Source organism: Xylocopilactobacillus apicola, from assembly GCF_033095985.1.
Lineage (GTDB): Bacteria > Bacillota > Bacilli > Lactobacillales > Lactobacillaceae > Xylocopilactobacillus > Xylocopilactobacillus apicola.
Genome location: NZ_AP026802.1, coordinates 1,917,033 through 1,935,910 on the forward strand (window position 1 = coordinate 1,917,033; position 18,878 = coordinate 1,935,910).

Below are 18,878 nucleotides of genomic sequence, written 5' to 3' on the forward strand. Positions count from 1 at the left end.
ATAACTCAATAAACAAATGGACCAAATTTCTAACTTCATTGATAAAATCAATAACTTGGAAGAACATTTGTCTTCCTTGATATAAGTCATCATGACGATGCTGAGCGATAACTATCCTTTAAGCTTAACTTTCTGATAATATCGCATTGAAGTTATCTCAATCTGTGTTATAATTGTAAGCGATTCATGAGATTCCTTACGAAACCTTATATTTTAAAGAGTCCAGATTTGCTTGCTGGGCTCTTTTTTTTATCCAAAAATTCTCTTATTTAAACGCAACAAATCTTTTAACAATAATTTATTTTCGATAATGGGGGCTTGATAGTTGCGGGTGAAGAAATCACGCTCGACACTAATCACCCGAATCCCCATTTTTTGATACAAGTACAATTGAGCAAAACTTGTCGTCCCCGTTGCAATCTCTAAAGTCCGCACTTGTTGGTCTTTCGCCCAAGTCTCCGCGAACTCTAACAACCTTTGAGCAATTCCTTGATTTTGAAATGCTTCTTTGACAGCCAGATTAACGATTTCAAGCGTCCTCGGATGCGTATCAATCAAAACGATTAATCCTACCAGCTGGTCGTCAATCACTGCTTCGAATTTTTCTGCGCGCGCTAAATAGCTATCAACCATGCGGCGATCGGGATCAGCGCTTAACAACAAATCATAGTGTTCTTTCGATACACAATCAAACGGTTTAATTTTCATCTCAGATTTTAAATAAAAAAGTTGTATTCATGTAACTTATTCTATAACATTATGACATAAAGAGGGAGAAACATTTTATGATTCAAAATAATCAAAAAGTTACTGGTATGCTTGTAGGATTGGCGGTAATAACTACACTGACAATAAATAACACTCAATGGCCTGAAGTTAGTATGGATATGAGATTAATTCCATTAATTGTAAGTTTTGTTGCGTTGATTGCAGCAGGATTCTTAGAAAAAACTACGGGGAAGAAAAATTTGGCTTTAGCAGCCCTAGTCTTACTGGCGGTTGGTCACTTAGTCATTATCGCTGGCAGCAGCAGCGCAATCTTTCTAGCGAAATTGACATCGTATCTAGCAATCGGACTCTTAACTCCGATCACCTTAGCCTATCCGTTTGAATTATTCTCCCCAAAAACAGCTGAAAAAATTCTAGGGTTACAAATACTTGGTTATCTGGGGGCATCCATAATAACTACGATGTTCAACCACGTTATTATCGCTCTCATTATTTTGACTTTTTCATTTGTATTCTATTCATGTCATGGGTCCCAAAAAAAAGCCTAGCTAGTGAATTTAAAGACATCCTCAAGAATCCCCGAAATGATTTTATTTTCAAAGTATCTTTATTATCAATTCCAGTTTTCTTTCTTTTGGGGCTGGTTACTAAAGGTTTTTCTTACTCAATAAATTCCCTTCAAACGCTGGGGATTATCGCAATCATTGAAAGCTCCAGTATTTTCGCATTTTTGCCTACTTTTTCGATAATCGCCTTGATCGCAGCTGTGATTCTATATCCAGAAATCAAACGCAAATATGGCACCAAATTAGCAGGAACTTGCGCAATAATGATGGGAATTTTTCCCTTGGTTGGCATCTACTTTAAGTTAACTTCGATTTTAGCTATCGGTCTAATTGTGATCGTTTTTTGTGAAATTTTGCTAACGATGACTCTAATTGACAATGTTGCGATCCTACCACCAGCTAGATCTACAACTTTAAGACTCGGTTTTGCTTGGTTTGGTTTTGCTGTCGGTAAAAGTTTTAGTATATTGATTTTAAAAAAAATCGTTGCTAGCTTAACTGAATATAGTAATGTGACACTGTTAGAGCTATTCATAACATTTATGGTTATTGCATTAATCTCGATTGTTTTCGGCGGAATATTGTTGGTGATCGGTCGAATCACTAAATGCTAAGGAAAAATTCCGACTTTTCGTTTAATTAAACAAATCAATTTCTTGCGGTGATTTTCCATCGCTTACTACAAGTTTTTGGACGATATCTTGATGCTGCAAATAAAAGTTCCAAATTATCGTCCATTTCTTATCCATCTCATTCAACATTATTTACTAGTAAGATCGACCAGAAAAACATTTAAGAAAATCAAAACTAGATGTAATTTTAAGGAAACAATGGCATTATGTAAAAAAGAACAAATGATCGGAGGAATTAAATTATGGGAATGCACGAATTTGCTAAACACATCCTAGCTGTTGCGGATCAAAGAAATCTTTCTTGCTCAAATTTACAACTTCAAAAAGTGATGTATTTCGCCATTAAAGACTATTTAGATGATCACCCAGGTGAAGATGGGCTTTCCTTTGTGAAGGAAATGTATGATCTTCCTTTTAAGACTTGGGACTACGGTCCGTTAATTCCCTCTATCTATCACGAGTATGGGATATACGGCAATACCTCAATCCCCGAAAATGGAACCTATCAGGAAAAATATAAAGATTTTGATCAATATATAGCTAATCGATTAAATAAAGATATTTTTGATTTAGTAAAAGAAAGCCATCAGCAACCGCTTTGGTCGAATAACCAAAAAGAAATTCTAAATCGTTCGAATACTTTTAATTATAGGATTGAAGATATTGTCGAATAATGTCAGCAAGAAGACCGACCACAATATCATAAACCTGTTAGACTCTGTCTTTGATAATAAATTTACCAAAGACATCGTTGAACAAGAAGATTTTGCTAAAATTTGCGAACTGTTCGAGCTCGCAGAGTCTAACGAACAGGGATACTATCCGATCAGCGAATTTGTTTTTAAACGCGGATTTGAAAAAACTATCGCTCAAGTCAACCAGTTTGGTTCAAAAGAAGAGATGGAAAAAGCAAACTGTGAAATAGCTAAACTTGAAGCTTCAATTAAACTTTCACAAAAAAACCTAAAAGAACAACAAGATGCAATCGTTGATTCTGAAAAAAGATTAAAAAAGTTGAACGTTTCTCAAAAAAACATTTACACTAGTTTTATTACTATTCTAGGTCTTTTTTCTTCTCTAGTTTAAAATCAGCTGTAGAATAATATCTCAGAACCAAAGTATATCTCGAATCCTTATAGGATCAGGAATAATTGGAATTTTAATGATATCTGTTGTATTCATTTTACTAACCATTACCGCAACGATAAACAAGAAAAAGATATTTAAAAATGTAACCTATAATCCGTTTAAAGGATTTCCCTTTTTTACTTGGAGTATTATAGTTATGATTTTAATGATTGTTTCAGGGATTTTACTATCTATATTTAATATTTGTTAACGATAACAAATTATGATCCCTTCTTCTTTTGCCTTAAAGTTTCCACCAAATTATTGAACTCTGCCCGAAGGCGCTTGGAATTTTGCTCCGAAGATAAGCCGTTGATTTGATAATATCCGTCAGGATTCTGATAGCTCCTATTCCACTCTGAACCAACTTTCGCAGTTTTTAATAGCGGGTGAAAATTCGTTGGTGAAACATACCTAACCGGATTATTTTTATCCTTTAATGATTTATTGATAGTGTAATCGCGCCAAGCGGGATCAAAATCTGCGTATTCTACATCCAATCGTTTATGAGTTTTGGCTTTATCTCTGTCGTTGTTGTCGGCATAATTAAAACTTGCGCCGTTAACGATGCCATTTTCGCTCGCACCCTCAGGGTCAATTTCATTTTGAAATCTTCCCTCACTATTTAAAATAAATTCACTATGAAAATTGACCACTACCTTGATGTCGCCATTAGCGTATCCAGCAGGATATTGCATAAATTTACCGTTATAATAGCCTTTTTGGTGAAGACGATCAGACTCCTCAGTCGTGTAATCGTGCTTTGTTAAATATAGCGCCAGTTTCTCGCCGTCGGTTTTGTTGCCAGGATCAGAATCTCTAATATATTGAGCTTGCTGGGCAGAAATCACGTACCGAAGATTATGAATTTGCTTACCCAGCTCCTTATAATCGCTGATATTTCCATTTGCAAAAGCCAGTTGAACCGTTTTCGACAGATCATCCCAAAATTCATTGGCTGGATCGAGACTATGATCAAAATGACTAATTAACTCGGCGACAAGCGCTGGTGACTGAGGTAAATCTAGCGGAAGCTGAATGATTTTAAGCAATAATCGCAATTTATCTTGTGCTGATTTAGAATCGCTACATTGCCAAGCAGACCACAGATCAAGGAAAACCTGGCTTCCCACCTGCCTCGCAGCATTTTGAAGTTTATTCAAACTGAATAATTGAGCGTTAATGATTTTTACAAACCTTTGTAAACTCGCTGCCGCCCAACCGTCAGACCTAAGATCCGCAAGAATTTTTCTTACAAGTTCTCGAAAATTATCTTCCGAACAGTCCAACAAATCCAGAAATCTTTCTAAATTTACCTCGGAGTAAAATTTCAGTTTCTCCAGCCAATTAGTTTGATCTACAATTAACAAACTTCCATCAGAACTAATTTGATAAGATCCAATTGCTTCTAAAGCTTCGGATAAAACCTCAATAATCGCCAGCTCTTCTGTGAATAAATTACTTGTAAAACTTTGAGCTTCTCGCAGAGTTTGAAGTTTTATTTCAATTTCTGATAGTTCATCTAGAGTACTTTCAAGTGTTTCTTCATCTAAGACCGAACCTTGCGAGCGCAATTTACTTTCAGTTCGATTAAAGATCGCAATTTTTTGAGTTAGCCTTTCGTTAAAATCCCTGAAAGCCCTGAGCACAGGGATAATATATGCTGTTAACGAGATAGACATTTTTGAATTGGCAATACCCGCCAAAACGCTATTATCCCCAACTTTTGTTTGGAAATTAGTGATACTTTGGCTCAACAAACTGATCATTGGCTTCAGCTTTTCAGTTTGTTGAACCAAGGAGTTAATCACTTCTTCTGTTTCTGCTTGTTCCCAGTGTAATTTCCCCATCGTTTGATCTCTCACAACAGATCACTATCAATCTTATTTAATTGATCACTTAAGGTCGTACTTACGCTGGCGAATTTCTGAGTCACCAAAGCCAACTTTTGATCAATAAGCACCAGATCATTTACCGCCTTCAAGTTGGTTCTTTTATAATTGTTTGCCATTTTACTTAACTCCTTTTCATTTATAATCTGCCCACTGGGTCTCAATCTTCAAGTGACCCAGCTTCTCTGGGCTAAACCTGCTTGGGTACACCAAGCACCAATCTTCCAAAAGTGTTTTCTTCATCCCCAATTCGTACCAATAATCCAGCTGTTCTTTGGAAATATGATATTTATCGATCAGAGTTTTAACTTTTTTGGGATCTTCTATAGATTCATCTTGATCAGATTTAACAAAATATATTTCTTTTTTTAATTCTTTGCGTTTTAAGTTATATCTGCTTGAAAGATATAGAATGGTTCTTGAATCAATTCTATAGGTAATATCTATAACCAATTTTTTTTTACTTGGATCATTAACGATATAAAGAGAGTTCATAGTAGGGGGTAAATATTTTTTATCATACCCTTCTGAAACATTTACATAGTTATCTTCCTGAAAAGATATCGGTTTTGTCCTAGAAATTCCTTTAATATTACCCAAATGCGATCTGCGATCAAGAAGTTCGCCCGTCGCTTCTTTGCTGTCATAATAAATCTCATCATAAATATTTTGAACTTTGACTACCTTATAGCTAAAGAATAGAAGAATAATCGTAACAATCACTGACCAAATATTAATCGTTCTCTTTTTCATTTGTTCTCATGTATCATATCGTTTTTATTTTGTCTAAGGCTTTCTAGAAATCTCCACGAATCTGGATAATTAGCTTTAAGTTGTTTTAAAAGCTCTTGTTCTGATAGAGGGCTAAATGACTCTTGATAATTTGGATTTATATAACTTCCTCGATGCTTATCACCTCGAATATTCATGAATTCATACTCATAAACCATCTTCTCAACAACTTTCTTCACTTCTTCAAAATCCATATTTTCCTTAAATTTATTCGCCCGATTTATCTTATTAGCCTTGAGATCTTGATAATAATTATTTGAGGCATGCAGAAAATCAAAATCAAGATCTTCCATCGCCCTGGTAATGTTAACTGCATCGAGATCTGCTTTATAATCATCATTGCGCATAATATTTCATTTATAATCTGCCCACTGGGTCTCAATCTTCACGTGACCCAGCTTCTCTGGACTAAACCTGCTTGGGTACACCGAACACCAATCTTCCAAAAGTGTTTTGGTCATCCCCAATTCGTACCAATAATCCAGCTGTTCTTTGGAAATATAATACTTATCGATCAGAGTTTTAACTTTTTTGGGATTATCTATTATTCCCTCTTGTCGTGAATCGATAAAATAAATCCCTTTTTTTAACAATTTTTGTTTTGGATCATAATTGTTTTTAAGGCAAATTGTGACAAAGTAATTTATCTCGTAAGAATTATATATAAATAATGTTTTGTCTACATCATCATTAGTGATGTTCAAGGAATGCATTGTCGAAGGCAAATATTTAGTTTCATAGCTTTCGGTAACAATAACTTCATCGCCCTCGTGTACCCATGATGTTTTCGAACGAGATATCCCCTTTATATTCCCCAAAGTTGACCTCCGACTAAAGATTTCTCCTGTGGCGCCTCTACTATCATAATAAATTTCGTCATAAATATTTTGAAATTTTACACTTTTATAAATGATGTACAGAAGGGGAATTGCCACAATTATTGACAAAATAATGATTGCTTTCTTCCTCATTTATAATCTGCCCACTGAGTCTCAATCTTCACGTGACCCAGCTTCTCTGGACTAAACCTGCTTGGGTACACCGAGCACCAATCTTCCAAAAGTGTTCTAGTCATTCCTAATTCGTACCAATAATCCAGCTGTTCTTTAGAAATATGATACTTATCGATCAAAGATTTAACTTTTTTGGGATTATCTATTATTCCCTCTTGTCGTGAATCGATAAAATAAATTCCTTTTTTTAACAATTTTCGTTTGGGATTATAATCGCTTTCAAGGCAAATTATGATATTATAATTTATATTGTAAGAATTATATATAGATATTGTTTTGTCATCATTAGAAATACTTAACGAATTCATTGTCGAGGGTAAATATTTAGTTTCATATCTTTCGGTAACAATCGAATTACTATAATCATGACCCCCTGTTGTTCTCGTTCCCGAAATCCCCTTTATATTCCCCAAAGTTGACCTTCGACTAAAGATTTCTCCCGTGGCACCTCTGCTATCATAGTAAATTTCGTCGTAAATATTTTGAAACTTTACACTTTTATAAATGATGAACAATAAAGGAACTGCAACGATAATTGACCAAGTAATAGCCGTTTTCTTTTTCATTTGTTCTCGCTTATCATATTGTTTCGATTTTGTCTAAGACTTTCCAAGAATTTCCACGAATCTGGATAATTAGTTTTAAGTTGTTTTAAAAGATCTTGTTCTGATAGAGGGCTAAATGCCTCTTTCAACAAATTTTCAACAGTAACCTGCGTTACACATTCCCTGTAGTTACAGAGCATCCGGCACCCCTTTTTTAATCTTACCAGCGTTTTCCTCAACCCATTTCTCGTACATGATCTCAAACCTTTGTCCATCATCATCTTTGTAACCCTCATGAACCACTTCATCAACGTCTTCGTCGTTAAAGTAATATACTTGTTCAGGATCTAAGCCTGATGGATACAACGCACCTGTATAATCGAAATACACTTTCTCCCCACCTTGATCAATGATTGGTCCCCAATTAAGAATCATCACCTTCTGATTTCCGTTTGTGAGATACACTACACTTCCAATTGCTAACATCTTAAAGTTCTCCTTTTTCTAAAATTGTATATTTTTTATTTTTATGAGCTGGTATAAAAAACAAAAAACGACCTAAAAAGATTACGCAGTACATATATATAACAAAAAAAATAAGGTCCCCAAAATTAGACCTAATTACGCCAAAAATAAATATCCCCATAACAAAAAGTACTCCAGCAACTAAACTCTGAAGAAATGGAGGGATCTTGTAAAACCACCTAATATAAAATTTACTTTCAGCGGCATCTTTGGCATTTAATTCCTTGTAGTTCGTTTGTTTCAGGATTAAATATTCATCTTTGGCAACTGGTAATTGGTATTGCTTTAAACTCGCCAATATAAAAATCAATACCAAAGAAATCACCAACAAAATCATAATTATCAATTTCCAGTTGCTTCTGATCCTTGGATCATAGGTTAAATAAGAAATATTCAGTGACTTTGGAAAACAGAAAATATTAATCATATATAAAATACCAATTACACCTTCAATTAGTCGTGCGCGTTGTTCAATTTTATAGTAGTCCTTAATTACCGGAATTTGTTCTCGACAATGCGTAACGTCGTAAGCCTTCCACTGAAGAGAATTTTTATAATAAAAAGTCCCCATAAAATAATTACGCAAATCCCGTGGATTCGAATAATCTAGGATATAATCTTTATCTTTCACATGGATCAATCGATACCTAATATCAATCCGCTCATATTCTTTAACACTAAAACTGCTATGCGTATTCTTTACCAACTAAATGCCCCTTTTAACGATATTTCATTTATAATCTGCCCACTGGGTTTCGATCTTCACGTGACCCAGCTTCTCTGGACTAAACCTGCTTGGGTACACCGAGCACCAATCTTCCAAAAGTGTTTTGGTCATTCCTAATTCGTACCAATAATCCAGCTGTTCTTTAGAAATATGATACTTATCGATCAGAGATTTAACTTTTTTGGGATCTTTTATAGATCCATCTTGATCTGATGCAACATAATAGATATCTTTTTTTAATTCTTTTCCTTTTGCGTTATAGCTGCTTGAAAGATATAAAACGGTCTTTGAGTCAAGTCTATAGGTAATATCTATAAACAATTTTTTTTTATTTGATTCATTAACGACGTAAAGTGAATTTATTTTCGAAGGCAAATAACTAGCTCCATATCTTTCGGTAACAATAACTTCATCTCCCTCGTGAATTGATGATGTTTTCGTTCCCGAAATCCCCTTTATATTCCCCAAAGTTGACCTTCTACTAAAGATTTCTCCTGTGGCACCTGCACTATCATAGTAAATTTCGTCGTAAATATTTTGAAACTTTACACTTTTATAAATGATGAACAATAAAGGAACTGCAACGATAATTGACCAAGTAATAGCCGTTTTCTTTTTCATTTATTCTCGCTTATCATCTCGTTTTTATTTTGTCTAAGACTTTCCAGAAACTTCCAAGAATCTGGATAGTTATTTTTGATATATTTTAACTTTTCTTGATCCGTCAATGGACGAAACGATTCTTGAGATTTAGGGGTAATTTTATTCCCTAAATATTTCTTCCCAAGAATATTTGTAATCTCATACTTGGGAGCCATTCTCTCAACAACTTTCTTCACTTCTTCAAAATCCATATTTTCCTTAAATTTATTCGCCCGATTTATCTTATTATCCTTGAGATCTTGATAATAATTATTTGAAGCATGCAGAAAATCAAAATCAAGATCTTCCATCGCCCTAGTAATGTTAACGACATCGAGATCTGCTTTATAATCATCATTGCCCATAATATTTCATTTATAATCTGCCCACTGGGTCTCAATCTTCACGTGACCCAGCTTCTCTGGACTAAACCTGCTTGGGTACACCGAGCACCAATCTTCCAAAAGTGTTCTAGTCATTCCTAATTCGTACCAATAATCTAGCCGTTCTTTGGAAATATGATACTTATCGATCAAAGATTTAACTTTTTTGGGATTATCTATTATTCCCTCTTGTCGTGAATCGATAAAATAAATCCCTTTTTTTAACAATTTTTGTTTTGGATCATAATTGTTTTTAAGGCAAATTGTGACAAAGTAATTTATCTCGTATGAATTATATATAGATAATCTTTTTTTAAAACTGTTATTAGAAATGCTCAATGAATCCATTACTGGGGGTAAATATTTAGTTTCATATCTTTCGGTAACAATAACTTCATCATCCTCGTGAATTGATGTTGTTCTCGTTCCCGAAATCCCCTTTATATTCCCCAAAGTTGACCTTCGACTAAAGATTTCCCCTGTAGCACCTCTGCTATCATAATAAATTTCGTCGTAAATATTTTGAAATTTTACACTTTTATAAATGATGTACAGAAGGGGGATTGCCACAATTATTGACAAAATAATGATTGCTTTCTTCCTCATTTATAATCTGCCCACTGAGTCTCAATCTTCACGTGACCCAGCTTCTCTGGGCTAAACCTGCTTGGGTACACCGAGCACCAATCTTTTAAAAGTGTTTTCTTCATCCCCAATTCGTACCAATAATCCAACTGTTCTTTGGAAATATGATATTTATCGATCAGAGATTTAACTTTTTTGTGATTATCTATTATTCCCTCTTGTCGTGAATCGATAAAATAAATTCCTTTTTTTAACAATTTTCGTTTGGCGTTATAATTGCTTTCAAGGCAAATTGTGACAAAATAATTTATCTCGTATGAATTATATATAAATAATTTTTTTCTAAAACCGTCATTAGAAATGCTCAATGAATCCATTACTGAGGGTAAATATTTAGTTTCATATCTTTCAGTAATCATCACTTGATCGTTACTGTAATTTGCCGTTGTTTTCGATCTTGAAATCCCTTTAATATTGCCCAAATGCGATCTGCGATCAAGAAGTTCACCTGTCGCTTCTTTGCTGTCATAATAAATCTCATCATAAATATTTTGAACTTTGACTACCTTATAGCTAAAGAATAGAAGAATAATCGTAACAACCATTGACCAAATATTAATCGTTCTCTTTTTCATTTGTTCTCATGTATCATATCGTTTTTATTTTGTCTAAGACTTTCCAAGAATTTCCACGAATCTGGATAATTAGTTTTAAGTTGTTTTAAAAGCTCTTGTTCTGATAGAGGGCTAAATGCCCCTTTCAACAAATTTTCAACAGTAGCCTGCGTTACACATTCCCTGTAGTTACAGAGCATCCGGCACCCCTTTTTTAATCTTACCAGCGTTTTCCTCAACCCATTTCTCGTACATGATCTCAAGCCTTTGTCCATCATCATCTTTGTAACCTTCATAAACCACTTCATCAACATCTTCGTCGTTAAAGTAATATACTTGTTCAGGATCTAAGCCTGATGGATACAATGCACCGGTATAATCGAAATACACTTTCTCCCCACCTTGATCAATGATTGGTCCCCAATTAAGAATCATCACCTTCTGATTTCCGTTTACGAGATACACTACACTTCCAATTGCTAACATCTTAAAGTTCTCCTTTTTCTAAAATTGTATATTTTTTATTTTTATGAGCTGGTATAAAAAACAAAAAACGACCTAAAAAGATTATATAATATATACATATAGTGAATACAAATAAGCTTCCGTAACTAGAGCTATTAATGCCTACAAGAACCGGACCTATAATAAGAAATAATCCTGAAATTAACCTCTGAAGAAATGGAGGGATCTTGTAAAACCACCTAATATAAAATTTACTTTCAGCGGCATCTTTATCATTTAATTCCTTGTAGTTCGTTTGTTTCAGGATTAAATAATTATCTTTGGCAACTGGTAATTGGTATTGCTTTAAACTCGCCAATATAAAAATCAACACCAAAGAAATCACCAACAAAATCATAATTATCAATTTCCAGTTCCTTCTGATCCTTGGATCATAGGTTAAATAAGAAATGTTCAGTGGCTTTGGAAAAAGCAAAATATTAGTGAAATAGAAAATAGCAACTACGCCGTCAATTAGTCGTGCGAGTTGTTCAATTTTATAGTAATCCTTAATTACCGGAATTTGTTCTCGACAATGCGTAACGTCGTAAGCCTTCCACTGAAGAGAATTTTTATAATAAAAAGTCCCCATAAAATAATTACGCAAATCCCGTGGATTCGAATAATCTAGGATATAATCTTTGCCTTTCACATGGATCAATCGATACCTAATATCAATCCGCTCATATTCTTTAACACTAAAACTGCTACGCGTATTCTTTACCAACTAAATGCCCCTTTTAATTTTCCCAAGGAATTAGAAAGTGACTTTCCGACATTTATTGCCTTTTTCTTAATGCGTGTTGCTTCATATTCAACCCCATCTTTAAATTCAACAATTTTTTTTCCAACAGAATTTAAAGCATCTCCGGTCGTATTTACCACATCTTTAAAAGGCTTAAAATTTGTATACATTGCTTTAATACCGGCAGCTGCTGCTGCTCCAACAAACACTGCTCCAACAATTGGAGCTCCTGCTACCGCTAATAAAGAAGTTGCTTCAGCATATCCAACTAGAGCCGTACCTGCACTGGCTCCTACTACACCAGCGCCAAGTCCAGCGCCTGTCGCAACACCACTATATGCTAAAGCACGACCTCGATTTTTATGTCCTTTATTAAGTTCTTCATTAAATTCCGTGTAATTATTATACGCATCAAATCCAATTAGAGCAGGACCCCCAATTTTTGCTACCTTTCCCAAGTTATTACTTGTTGGCTTTTTCATTTTCTTTAATCTACGGCTCATCCAACTTTGGACTTTATTACTATCTTTTACAAATCCTGTTCCGTGAGTTCCCTTTGGCTGCAATTTAGCACCCCAAGATAAACCTAAATGTTTACCTCGTTTAATAACTGTATCTTTAATCCCGTCAAACAATGAACTTGTACCTTCCTCAAGCCAATCAATAATGGTCATATTGTTACCCATTTCATTTTGAAATTGTTGTAATTTCTTTTGCATTCCAATATCAAATAACGAAAAGTCATAACTCCCATCGGCATGGACAATTACATTATCTAGTAAAAGCAAACAATTCATTGATTTATTTAAAGAAGACAAACTATCTTTGAACAATGAGTTTGTGGATGTCGAAAATTTATGCAACTTTTTTATTTTTTTCTCCAGCTTCCTGATATCTTTACGTAGTTGATCAGACATCTCAAGCAATTTCTTCTTTGCATCCAGTAAGCGGTTAGTAGTTTCTAAGTCCATCGAGTTTATCGAATTAAGAAAATTTAACTCTACTTGGATAGAATTGATCATTCCTTCCTTCTGTGAAATTTGATTTTTTAAATTGTCTTCATTTAAGTAGCCTTCACTACAAATCTCGCTATTAGCAGAATTATAAGTCTTTAAATCGCTTTCAATTTGATCAATAGCATCCGTAACTCTATCAACCACAGGTAAAATTAAATTTTTAAACAATCCTGCACCTGCTTTATAAGCCGCACCTGACAAATTATGCCCGTCAACCGCTGAAATCACCTGTTTACTTCCCGCTTTTAAGCGACTTACAGCTTCTTTACTGCTTTCTAAATTACTAGTTAAACCGTTTATTAAGTTATCTGAATCTGAACTATCATAAATTAATCCCATTTTTCTGACCCCTTCTTTAGCTTAAGCTCTTCTGTTTCCGACTCTATTTTTCTTGCCCTTAAATCATATTGTTCCTTTAAAGATTCTTCAGAACACTCTAAACTGCGTCTAAATTGACGCTCTTTCTCGTCGTTTTCCTGCTGGATTCTTCGACTCATTAAATTCCCAAAACGAATATTTTCTTCATTTAGTGAGCGTAACCGATGAAATCCTTGATTAAGGCTTTCATGTAAATTATTGAAAGATTCGCTGACATTACGCTGCTCACGCTTTAAATCGTCAAACTCTTCTTCTTTCTCACGGAGTTTTCGTTCAATCAGTTGTCGTTGTTCGTCTTTATTAATTTCTCCCATTTTGTGCCCCTAGAACTTAATCTTATTATCAACTTTGTTAAACTCGGCAGCAATTTGCTTAAATTTGCCTCCCTGAGTTTTAACACATTGAACTAATTTTGAGATATCTTTCAGGATTTGGTTATTAACTTCAGTCCCAGTCTTCATCCCAGTGATGTTACTGCGTCCCAAAGACACTTGTTTACTGTGATTAACCTGAACATTTGTTAATCCCGTTATTGCCGAACTTGCTTTAGTTTCATTCGATGCGATTTTGTCCATCTTTTTACTCCTCTTGTTTGAAATAACCTAAATAAATACTTACATATCTTGAACCGTTTGACGGGATCACATGATAAAAAGGGGTCGCGATATCAAGATTATTTAACTCTATCGTTGTTAATAATTTGGCGTATGATTGCTCCGTTGTAATGTCAAAATCTCCAAAAACGATCGTTTTCAGAAGATTTGTTATTTCAAAATATGAAGCAAATTGATACTCTTCAACTTGAAAATAATTTTCCTCGATCGGCATAAACATCTCAATATCAACAATTTGATCCCTCGGAACATTATTGAGGCTATAAAAATAGGGGCCCTTTAAGTGATAACCATTGTCTAAGATTCCTGAAAGAAAATTTCGATAAAATTCGTCAAACTTTGAATAATGAAAGCTAAATCTCTGGCTTACAACATTTTGAAAACCAAGCTTATAAGCTTGAACTACACTTGGAATAATTTTCATTAATCTTCTACCTCGCAGTACATGTCAACAACTTGATCCCCATATAGATCTAGTAAAATAAAATAGATGTTCTTCAATTTCTTGTGCCCTTCTCGAATTTTTTCCATAATATCATCGTATGGAATTGGTTCTAGCTGATCATAATGGCGATAATAGTAATCGGTAGTAAACTCAATTTGATCAAAAAAATCAAAACTTGATTTATTTTCTCCAACAATATTCAACTTATTTCCAACTGTTGTCATAATAGAGACATCTCCACCCAACTCAAAAGACTTCGATCTAAAAATTATGGGACTATCTGAATAAAACCCATTTTGAATTAAAAGTTCCTTAAACTCTTGCCCTGCTTCATCGGCCTGTTCGAAAATATCCTCTAACGGATCTAATTCCAAATTAAAACTTATAACTTTGTTTAAACTTAATTCTCTTTTTTCAAAATTCATTTCTTTTTCCATCTCTTTCTTTTTTTAATTTTTTTGTTTTTAAAGCTTTGTTTATTTTCCTAAAGACCCAAACCACAAAAACAACTGCCTCGAATATGACTATTATTAACGCAATGGATCCAACAATTGAGTATAGTGGCTCTGTTGTTATTTTCTGCATCAAGAATCCTGTATTAAAGAAGAAAATGCCAATCCCTAGTACCACATAAGTTGAGAGTTTCTTAAGTCGAATTTTCAACCTTTCCTTAAATGGGGGTTCGTCGTCTTTGTATACTACCCAATACGATCTGTTCGTATTTAATAAATATGCCGCATAAGAATACTCCACTGTTAATCTTGAAAAAAACGTAGTCAACAAAATTCCTATGGAAAAGCCAATTCCCGTAGTAAGCGTCCAGTTTAAAATTCTTCCCAAAATAGTAACACCCGAAATTAATGCCAGCGATCCATAACTGGTTACTGATGAGTTTGAAAAATAATTCAACAGGGCTAGTTCTTCGGGATATCCTTGGTTTAACATCTTTTTTAACCAAAAAATGTTATATATTAGTGAACCGATATAACTGATAACAAAACAACCAATAACAAACAAAGAACTTAAAGACCCATACCTAAAATTTTTAATGCTAATAATTGAGACTAAGTAAAAGAGTTCTCCTATCTCAAACGTAAGAAAAATTGAAAAGATCGCCAACCAAATTGACGCAAATCCTTGATGCTTATAGATAATTTGACGCAAAAATCGAATTCTAATAAGCAAGAAGGTCACACTCATAAAAACAATATTAAAGATCATAAAATCATTGATGGAACTCTTAAGAGGATTCATCTCGTAGTTATAAGACGCAATATTCCAAGTGCAAAATATTAAGAGCCCAGATATAATCGCTCCAGCTAATCCTAAGTAAAGCGCACCTATACTAGCTCTAGTCGAAATCAGTGATTTGAAATAGTTTTCGTTTAATTCTTCAGGTGATTTATCGTTCATTGGGTTACCTATCACCTTTTACCTTAAAATTCATTTCTTCTTCCATCTCTTTCTTTTCTTAAATGTTTGTGGTTTTAAAGATTTTTTTAGCTTTTTAGTGAAAGCTTTTTTTAATTTCCTAAAGGCCCAAACCACAAAAACAACTGCTTCGAATATGACTATTATTAACGTAATGAATCCAACAATTAAGTATAGTGGCTTTGTTGTTATTTTGTCCCACAAGAATCCTGTATTAAAGAAGATAATGCCAATCCCTAGTACCACATAAGTTGAGAGTTTCTTAAGTCGAATTTTCAACCTTTCCTCAAATGGGGGTTCGTCGTCTTTGTATACTCCCCAATACGATCTGTCCGTATTTAATAAATATGCCGCATAAGAATACTCCACTGTTAATCTTGAAAAAACTGCAGTGAAAAAAATTCCACCGAAAAATCCAATTCCTGTAGTAAGGGTCCCGTTTAAAATTCTTCCCAAAATAGTAACACCCGAAATTAATGCCAGCGATCCATAACTGGTTACTGATGAGTTTGAAAAATAATTCAACAGGGCTAGTTCTTCGGGAAATCCCTTATTTAGCATCCTTTTTAACCAAAAAATGTTATATATTAGTGAAACAATATAACTAGTAATAAAACAACCAATGATAATCAAAGAAAATAAAGAATCATATCTAAAACCCTTATCAAACTTATTTATCGTAGCTAGATAAGAGATCATCGTTAATTCAAACGTAAGAAAAATTGAAAAGATCGCCAACCAAATTGACGCAAATCCTTGGTGCCTAAAAAGAATTTGACGCAAAAATCGAATTCTAATAAGCAAGAAGGTCACACTCATAAAAACAATATTAAAGATCATAAAATCATTGATGGAACTCTTAAGAGGATTCATCTCGTAGTTATAAGACGCAATATTCCAAGTGCAAAATATTAAGAGCCCAGATATAATCGCTCCAGCTAATCCTAAGTAAAGCGCACCTAGACTAGCTCTAGTCGAAATCAGTGATTTGAAATAGTTTTCGTTTAATTGATTGGGTGATCTATCATTCATTGGTTTAACCTAATGTCCGTAACCAAATCTTAGCCCGCCAGCCAAGTTACCAAAACCTTTAATCATTTTGCCAATCCCATTGATTAATCCTTTCGCGCCGCTCTTTACATAATCAACAGCACTCTTAGGAGGATTTCCGAACCCTGCATTAAAGATAACATCAATTACAATTCCAGCTATTGCACCAGCCACAGTTCCAGCTCCTGGTAATAATGTGGTTCCGATTGCTGTACCAAGGGCAACTGCCGAAGCAGAAGCTCCAAAATCAACTGCCACATCAGTTGCAAAATTGACGACACTTTTCGTATCAATGTGTGACAAATCAATATTATCATTAAAATCATTTACGACGGTGAACGCAGTTCCAGCTATTCCCAGTCCTTTACCAACCTTAGTCAGATTACTTGCACCTTTCCATCCTTTAAAATCATTGAATGGATTAATAGCCTCTTTAAATCCAACCATTCCGCCTGCTCTAAATTGTTTCCAATCTATACTTCCGTCTGGAAGTCTGGAATAATGGTAATCGACTAAATCAATTCCTGTGTTTTTAAGATAAGTTTTCCCTTCTCTATGTAAATATTTCCCGTCATTTTTATGTTTAGATGCATCTGAATATTGACCGAGTAAAAATTTTCCTCCGTTTTTGGGTTTTTGTTCACCATTACCCATTCTTATATTGCGTTTACTATCCAAATATAACTTGTTTATACCCAAATAAGCTTTAGACTTCTTCCAGATTCGAAAAGCTTCAGACATTGTTGTGCCTTTCCCACTCCAATTTTGGATAGTATCCAACACTTCAAAGAAGTCCAATCCATGCTCTTCAATTCCATCAAGAACCCAATCGGTCATTTGATCAGTATCCATATTAAGTGGCATATTTTCGATAGCATTCCTGATCGCTTCATCTTCGGAACTCACACTCAAAGAACGGCTTTTTATTGCCTCAAACAGGGAACTATCAACCCCAATTGGAAATTGATAAGATCCATCTGGCTTAACGATCGTTTTCTTTAAAGCCAATACTCCTTGCATTGCAGTTTTTAAGTCATTTAAACTGTTGGTGAATAAACTGCTTGTTGCCGAGTTGAAGCGATATAATTTTTCCAATTTTTTATTTAACTTACTAATATCTCGTTTCAATTCATCAATAAGTTCGTATAACATTTTTTGATAACTTATAAGTGCATCCGAATTACCAATTGACATTACTTGAGACGATGCAATCTGGCTCTCATATCGATCAATCAACGATTCTTTTTCTCTAATTTGCTGCTTAATGTTATCTTCCTTAAGATAACCTTCATCTTTGATAGCTTCATTAGCAGATTTATATTTCTGAAATGATTTTTCAATACTTCGAATTATTTCGGTTGTCAGATTGATTGTCGGAATGACACAATCTCTAAACAAATTGGTTCCCTTCTCATAAGCATTTCCCGATAAATCAGAACTACCAGAAATATATGAAACTACGTGTTGACTCCCTGACTTTAAATGATCAACAGTAGATTTAATTTTTGATAAATTGTCTCCTAAAGCCTTGATCAGACTTTCAGAGTCACTGCTTGAATAGATCAATCCCATTGTTTTCCCTTCCTTAGACGATATAATTCATCATTCTCATTTTCAATCGATTTCACTTCAGAATCGTAGGCTTCCAAAACGTTTGTTGCTGAATTTTTAAGTCTCCTTTTGAAAGACATTTCTTGTTCATCATTTTGACTTTGCCATCTACGATTTGCGCTATTGCCAAAGTGAATATTTTCATCATTCAAGTAACGCAGTCTTTGGAAACTTTGATGGATCGACTCAAATAAATCATCATTTGATTCCTCGAATTTTCGTCGATCCGCTCTTAATTTATCTAGACTATCGTTATTGGTTTGAATCATTTGATCATATTTTTCAAATTCATCTTGTTTTTTTACTTCCAT

Annotated in this window: 28 protein-coding genes; 4 read left to right on the plus strand and 24 right to left on the minus strand. The window is 34.2% G+C overall.

Going from position 1 to position 18,878, the window contains the following annotated elements; translation table 11 throughout:
* Positions 1–249 precede the first annotated feature (249 nt).
* Positions 250–708, minus strand: coding sequence for a GNAT family N-acetyltransferase (locus R8495_RS09275; RefSeq protein WP_317635193.1), 459 nt, complete (start codon positions 706–708; stop codon positions 250–252).
* 77 nt (positions 709–785) lie between these two features.
* Here R8495_RS09275 and R8495_RS09280 point away from each other — a divergent pair, with 77 nt between their 5' ends.
* The 4 genes from R8495_RS09280 (at position 786) to R8495_RS09295 (ending at position 3,013) form a co-directional block, all read left to right on the plus strand.
* Positions 786–1,277 carry a hypothetical protein gene (locus R8495_RS09280; protein ID WP_317635194.1) on the plus strand — a complete coding sequence of 164 codons (492 nt, stop codon included), beginning with the start codon at positions 786–788 and terminating at the stop codon, positions 1,275–1,277.
* The gene (locus R8495_RS09285; protein ID WP_317635195.1) at positions 1,250–1,909 is read left to right on the plus strand and encodes a hypothetical protein; all 660 of its coding nucleotides are present in this window, start codon (positions 1,250–1,252) and stop codon (positions 1,907–1,909) included. The genes R8495_RS09280 and R8495_RS09285 overlap by 28 nt, the downstream gene beginning before the upstream one ends.
* Before the next feature lie 260 nt (positions 1,910–2,169).
* Positions 2,170–2,601: a Panacea domain-containing protein gene (locus R8495_RS09290; RefSeq protein WP_317635196.1), complete on the plus strand. Its 432-nt coding sequence runs from the start codon at positions 2,170–2,172 to the stop codon at positions 2,599–2,601.
* Positions 2,591–3,013, plus strand: a complete 423-nt coding sequence (locus R8495_RS09295; protein ID WP_317635197.1) for a hypothetical protein — start codon at positions 2,591–2,593, stop codon at positions 3,011–3,013. Before R8495_RS09290 ends, R8495_RS09295 begins: the two co-directional genes overlap by 11 nt.
* A 263-nt stretch (positions 3,014–3,276) precedes the next feature.
* Here R8495_RS09295 and R8495_RS09300 read toward each other — a convergent pair whose 3' ends face one another.
* From R8495_RS09300 to R8495_RS09410, 23 genes are all read right to left on the minus strand, one after another.
* Positions 3,277–4,905 (minus strand): DUF3114 domain-containing protein, encoded by a 1,629-nt coding sequence (locus tag R8495_RS09300; RefSeq protein WP_317635198.1) that lies wholly within the window; start codon positions 4,903–4,905, stop codon positions 3,277–3,279.
* A gap of 11 nt (positions 4,906–4,916) precedes the next feature.
* Entirely contained in the window at positions 4,917–5,066 is a 150-nt protein-coding gene (locus tag R8495_RS09305) for a hypothetical protein (RefSeq protein WP_317635199.1), read from the minus strand.
* 16 nt (positions 5,067–5,082) lie between these two features.
* Positions 5,083–5,700, minus strand: coding sequence for a TipC family immunity protein (locus R8495_RS09310; RefSeq protein WP_317635200.1), 618 nt, complete (start codon positions 5,698–5,700; stop codon positions 5,083–5,085).
* Positions 5,697–6,086 (minus strand): hypothetical protein, encoded by a 390-nt coding sequence (locus R8495_RS09315; protein ID WP_317635201.1) that lies wholly within the window; start codon positions 6,084–6,086, stop codon positions 5,697–5,699. Before R8495_RS09315 ends, R8495_RS09310 begins: the two co-directional genes overlap by 4 nt.
* Positions 6,087–6,092: 6 nt before the next feature.
* Positions 6,093–6,710: a TipC family immunity protein gene (locus R8495_RS09320; protein WP_317635202.1), complete on the minus strand. Its 618-nt coding sequence runs from the start codon at positions 6,708–6,710 to the stop codon at positions 6,093–6,095.
* Positions 6,707–7,318, minus strand: coding sequence for a TipC family immunity protein (locus tag R8495_RS09325; protein ID WP_317635203.1), 612 nt, complete (start codon positions 7,316–7,318; stop codon positions 6,707–6,709). Before R8495_RS09325 ends, R8495_RS09320 begins: the two co-directional genes overlap by 4 nt.
* Before the next feature lie 168 nt (positions 7,319–7,486).
* Positions 7,487–7,783 (minus strand): DUF4176 domain-containing protein, encoded by a 297-nt coding sequence (locus tag R8495_RS09330; protein WP_317635204.1) that lies wholly within the window; start codon positions 7,781–7,783, stop codon positions 7,487–7,489.
* Position 7,784: 1 nt separating this feature from the next.
* Complete coding sequence (locus R8495_RS09335; RefSeq protein WP_317635205.1) at positions 7,785–8,528, minus strand: hypothetical protein; 744 nt, start codon at positions 8,526–8,528, stop codon at positions 7,785–7,787.
* 24 nt (positions 8,529–8,552) lie between these two features.
* Positions 8,553–9,170, minus strand: a complete 618-nt coding sequence (locus tag R8495_RS09340; protein WP_317635206.1) for a TipC family immunity protein — start codon at positions 9,168–9,170, stop codon at positions 8,553–8,555.
* Positions 9,167–9,556, minus strand: coding sequence for a hypothetical protein (locus R8495_RS09345; protein WP_317635207.1), 390 nt, complete (start codon positions 9,554–9,556; stop codon positions 9,167–9,169). The genes R8495_RS09340 and R8495_RS09345 overlap by 4 nt, the downstream gene beginning before the upstream one ends.
* 6 nt (positions 9,557–9,562) lie before the next feature.
* The gene (locus tag R8495_RS09350; protein WP_317635208.1) at positions 9,563–10,180 is read right to left on the minus strand and encodes a TipC family immunity protein; all 618 of its coding nucleotides are present in this window, start codon (positions 10,178–10,180) and stop codon (positions 9,563–9,565) included.
* Positions 10,177–10,794, minus strand: coding sequence for a TipC family immunity protein (locus R8495_RS09355; RefSeq protein WP_317635209.1), 618 nt, complete (start codon positions 10,792–10,794; stop codon positions 10,177–10,179). Before R8495_RS09355 ends, R8495_RS09350 begins: the two co-directional genes overlap by 4 nt.
* A gap of 168 nt (positions 10,795–10,962) precedes the next feature.
* Positions 10,963–11,259 carry a DUF4176 domain-containing protein gene (locus R8495_RS09360; RefSeq protein WP_317635210.1) on the minus strand — a complete coding sequence of 99 codons (297 nt, stop codon included), beginning with the start codon at positions 11,257–11,259 and terminating at the stop codon, positions 10,963–10,965.
* 1 nt (position 11,260) lies between these two features.
* Positions 11,261–12,004, minus strand: a complete 744-nt coding sequence (locus R8495_RS09365; protein WP_317635211.1) for a hypothetical protein — start codon at positions 12,002–12,004, stop codon at positions 11,261–11,263.
* Complete coding sequence (locus tag R8495_RS09370) at positions 11,998–13,377, minus strand: T7SS effector LXG polymorphic toxin (RefSeq protein WP_317635212.1); 1,380 nt, start codon at positions 13,375–13,377, stop codon at positions 11,998–12,000. The genes R8495_RS09365 and R8495_RS09370 overlap by 7 nt, the downstream gene beginning before the upstream one ends.
* Positions 13,368–13,730, minus strand: coding sequence for a hypothetical protein (locus R8495_RS09375; RefSeq protein ID WP_317635213.1), 363 nt, complete (start codon positions 13,728–13,730; stop codon positions 13,368–13,370). The genes R8495_RS09370 and R8495_RS09375 overlap by 10 nt, the downstream gene beginning before the upstream one ends.
* Before the next feature lie 9 nt (positions 13,731–13,739).
* Positions 13,740–13,991 (minus strand): TIGR04197 family type VII secretion effector, encoded by a 252-nt coding sequence (locus R8495_RS09380; RefSeq protein ID WP_317635214.1) that lies wholly within the window; start codon positions 13,989–13,991, stop codon positions 13,740–13,742.
* Positions 13,992–13,995: 4 nt separating this feature from the next.
* On the minus strand, positions 13,996–14,454 hold the full coding sequence (locus tag R8495_RS09385) for a DUF5085 family protein (RefSeq protein ID WP_317635215.1): 459 nt from the start codon (positions 14,452–14,454) through the stop codon (positions 13,996–13,998).
* The gene (locus R8495_RS09390; protein ID WP_317635216.1) at positions 14,454–14,900 is read right to left on the minus strand and encodes a hypothetical protein; all 447 of its coding nucleotides are present in this window, start codon (positions 14,898–14,900) and stop codon (positions 14,454–14,456) included. The genes R8495_RS09385 and R8495_RS09390 overlap by 1 nt, the downstream gene beginning before the upstream one ends.
* Entirely contained in the window at positions 14,890–15,888 is a 999-nt protein-coding gene (locus R8495_RS09395; protein WP_317635217.1) for a hypothetical protein, read from the minus strand. The genes R8495_RS09390 and R8495_RS09395 overlap by 11 nt, the downstream gene beginning before the upstream one ends.
* Positions 15,889–15,918: 30 nt before the next feature.
* Positions 15,919–16,467: a hypothetical protein gene (locus tag R8495_RS09400; protein WP_317635218.1), complete on the minus strand. Its 549-nt coding sequence runs from the start codon at positions 16,465–16,467 to the stop codon at positions 15,919–15,921.
* Positions 16,468–16,947: 480 nt separating this feature from the next.
* Entirely contained in the window at positions 16,948–18,528 is a 1,581-nt protein-coding gene (locus tag R8495_RS09405) for a T7SS effector LXG polymorphic toxin (protein ID WP_317635219.1), read from the minus strand.
* Entirely contained in the window at positions 18,519–18,878 is a 360-nt protein-coding gene (locus R8495_RS09410) for a hypothetical protein (RefSeq protein ID WP_317635220.1), read from the minus strand. The genes R8495_RS09405 and R8495_RS09410 overlap by 10 nt, the downstream gene beginning before the upstream one ends.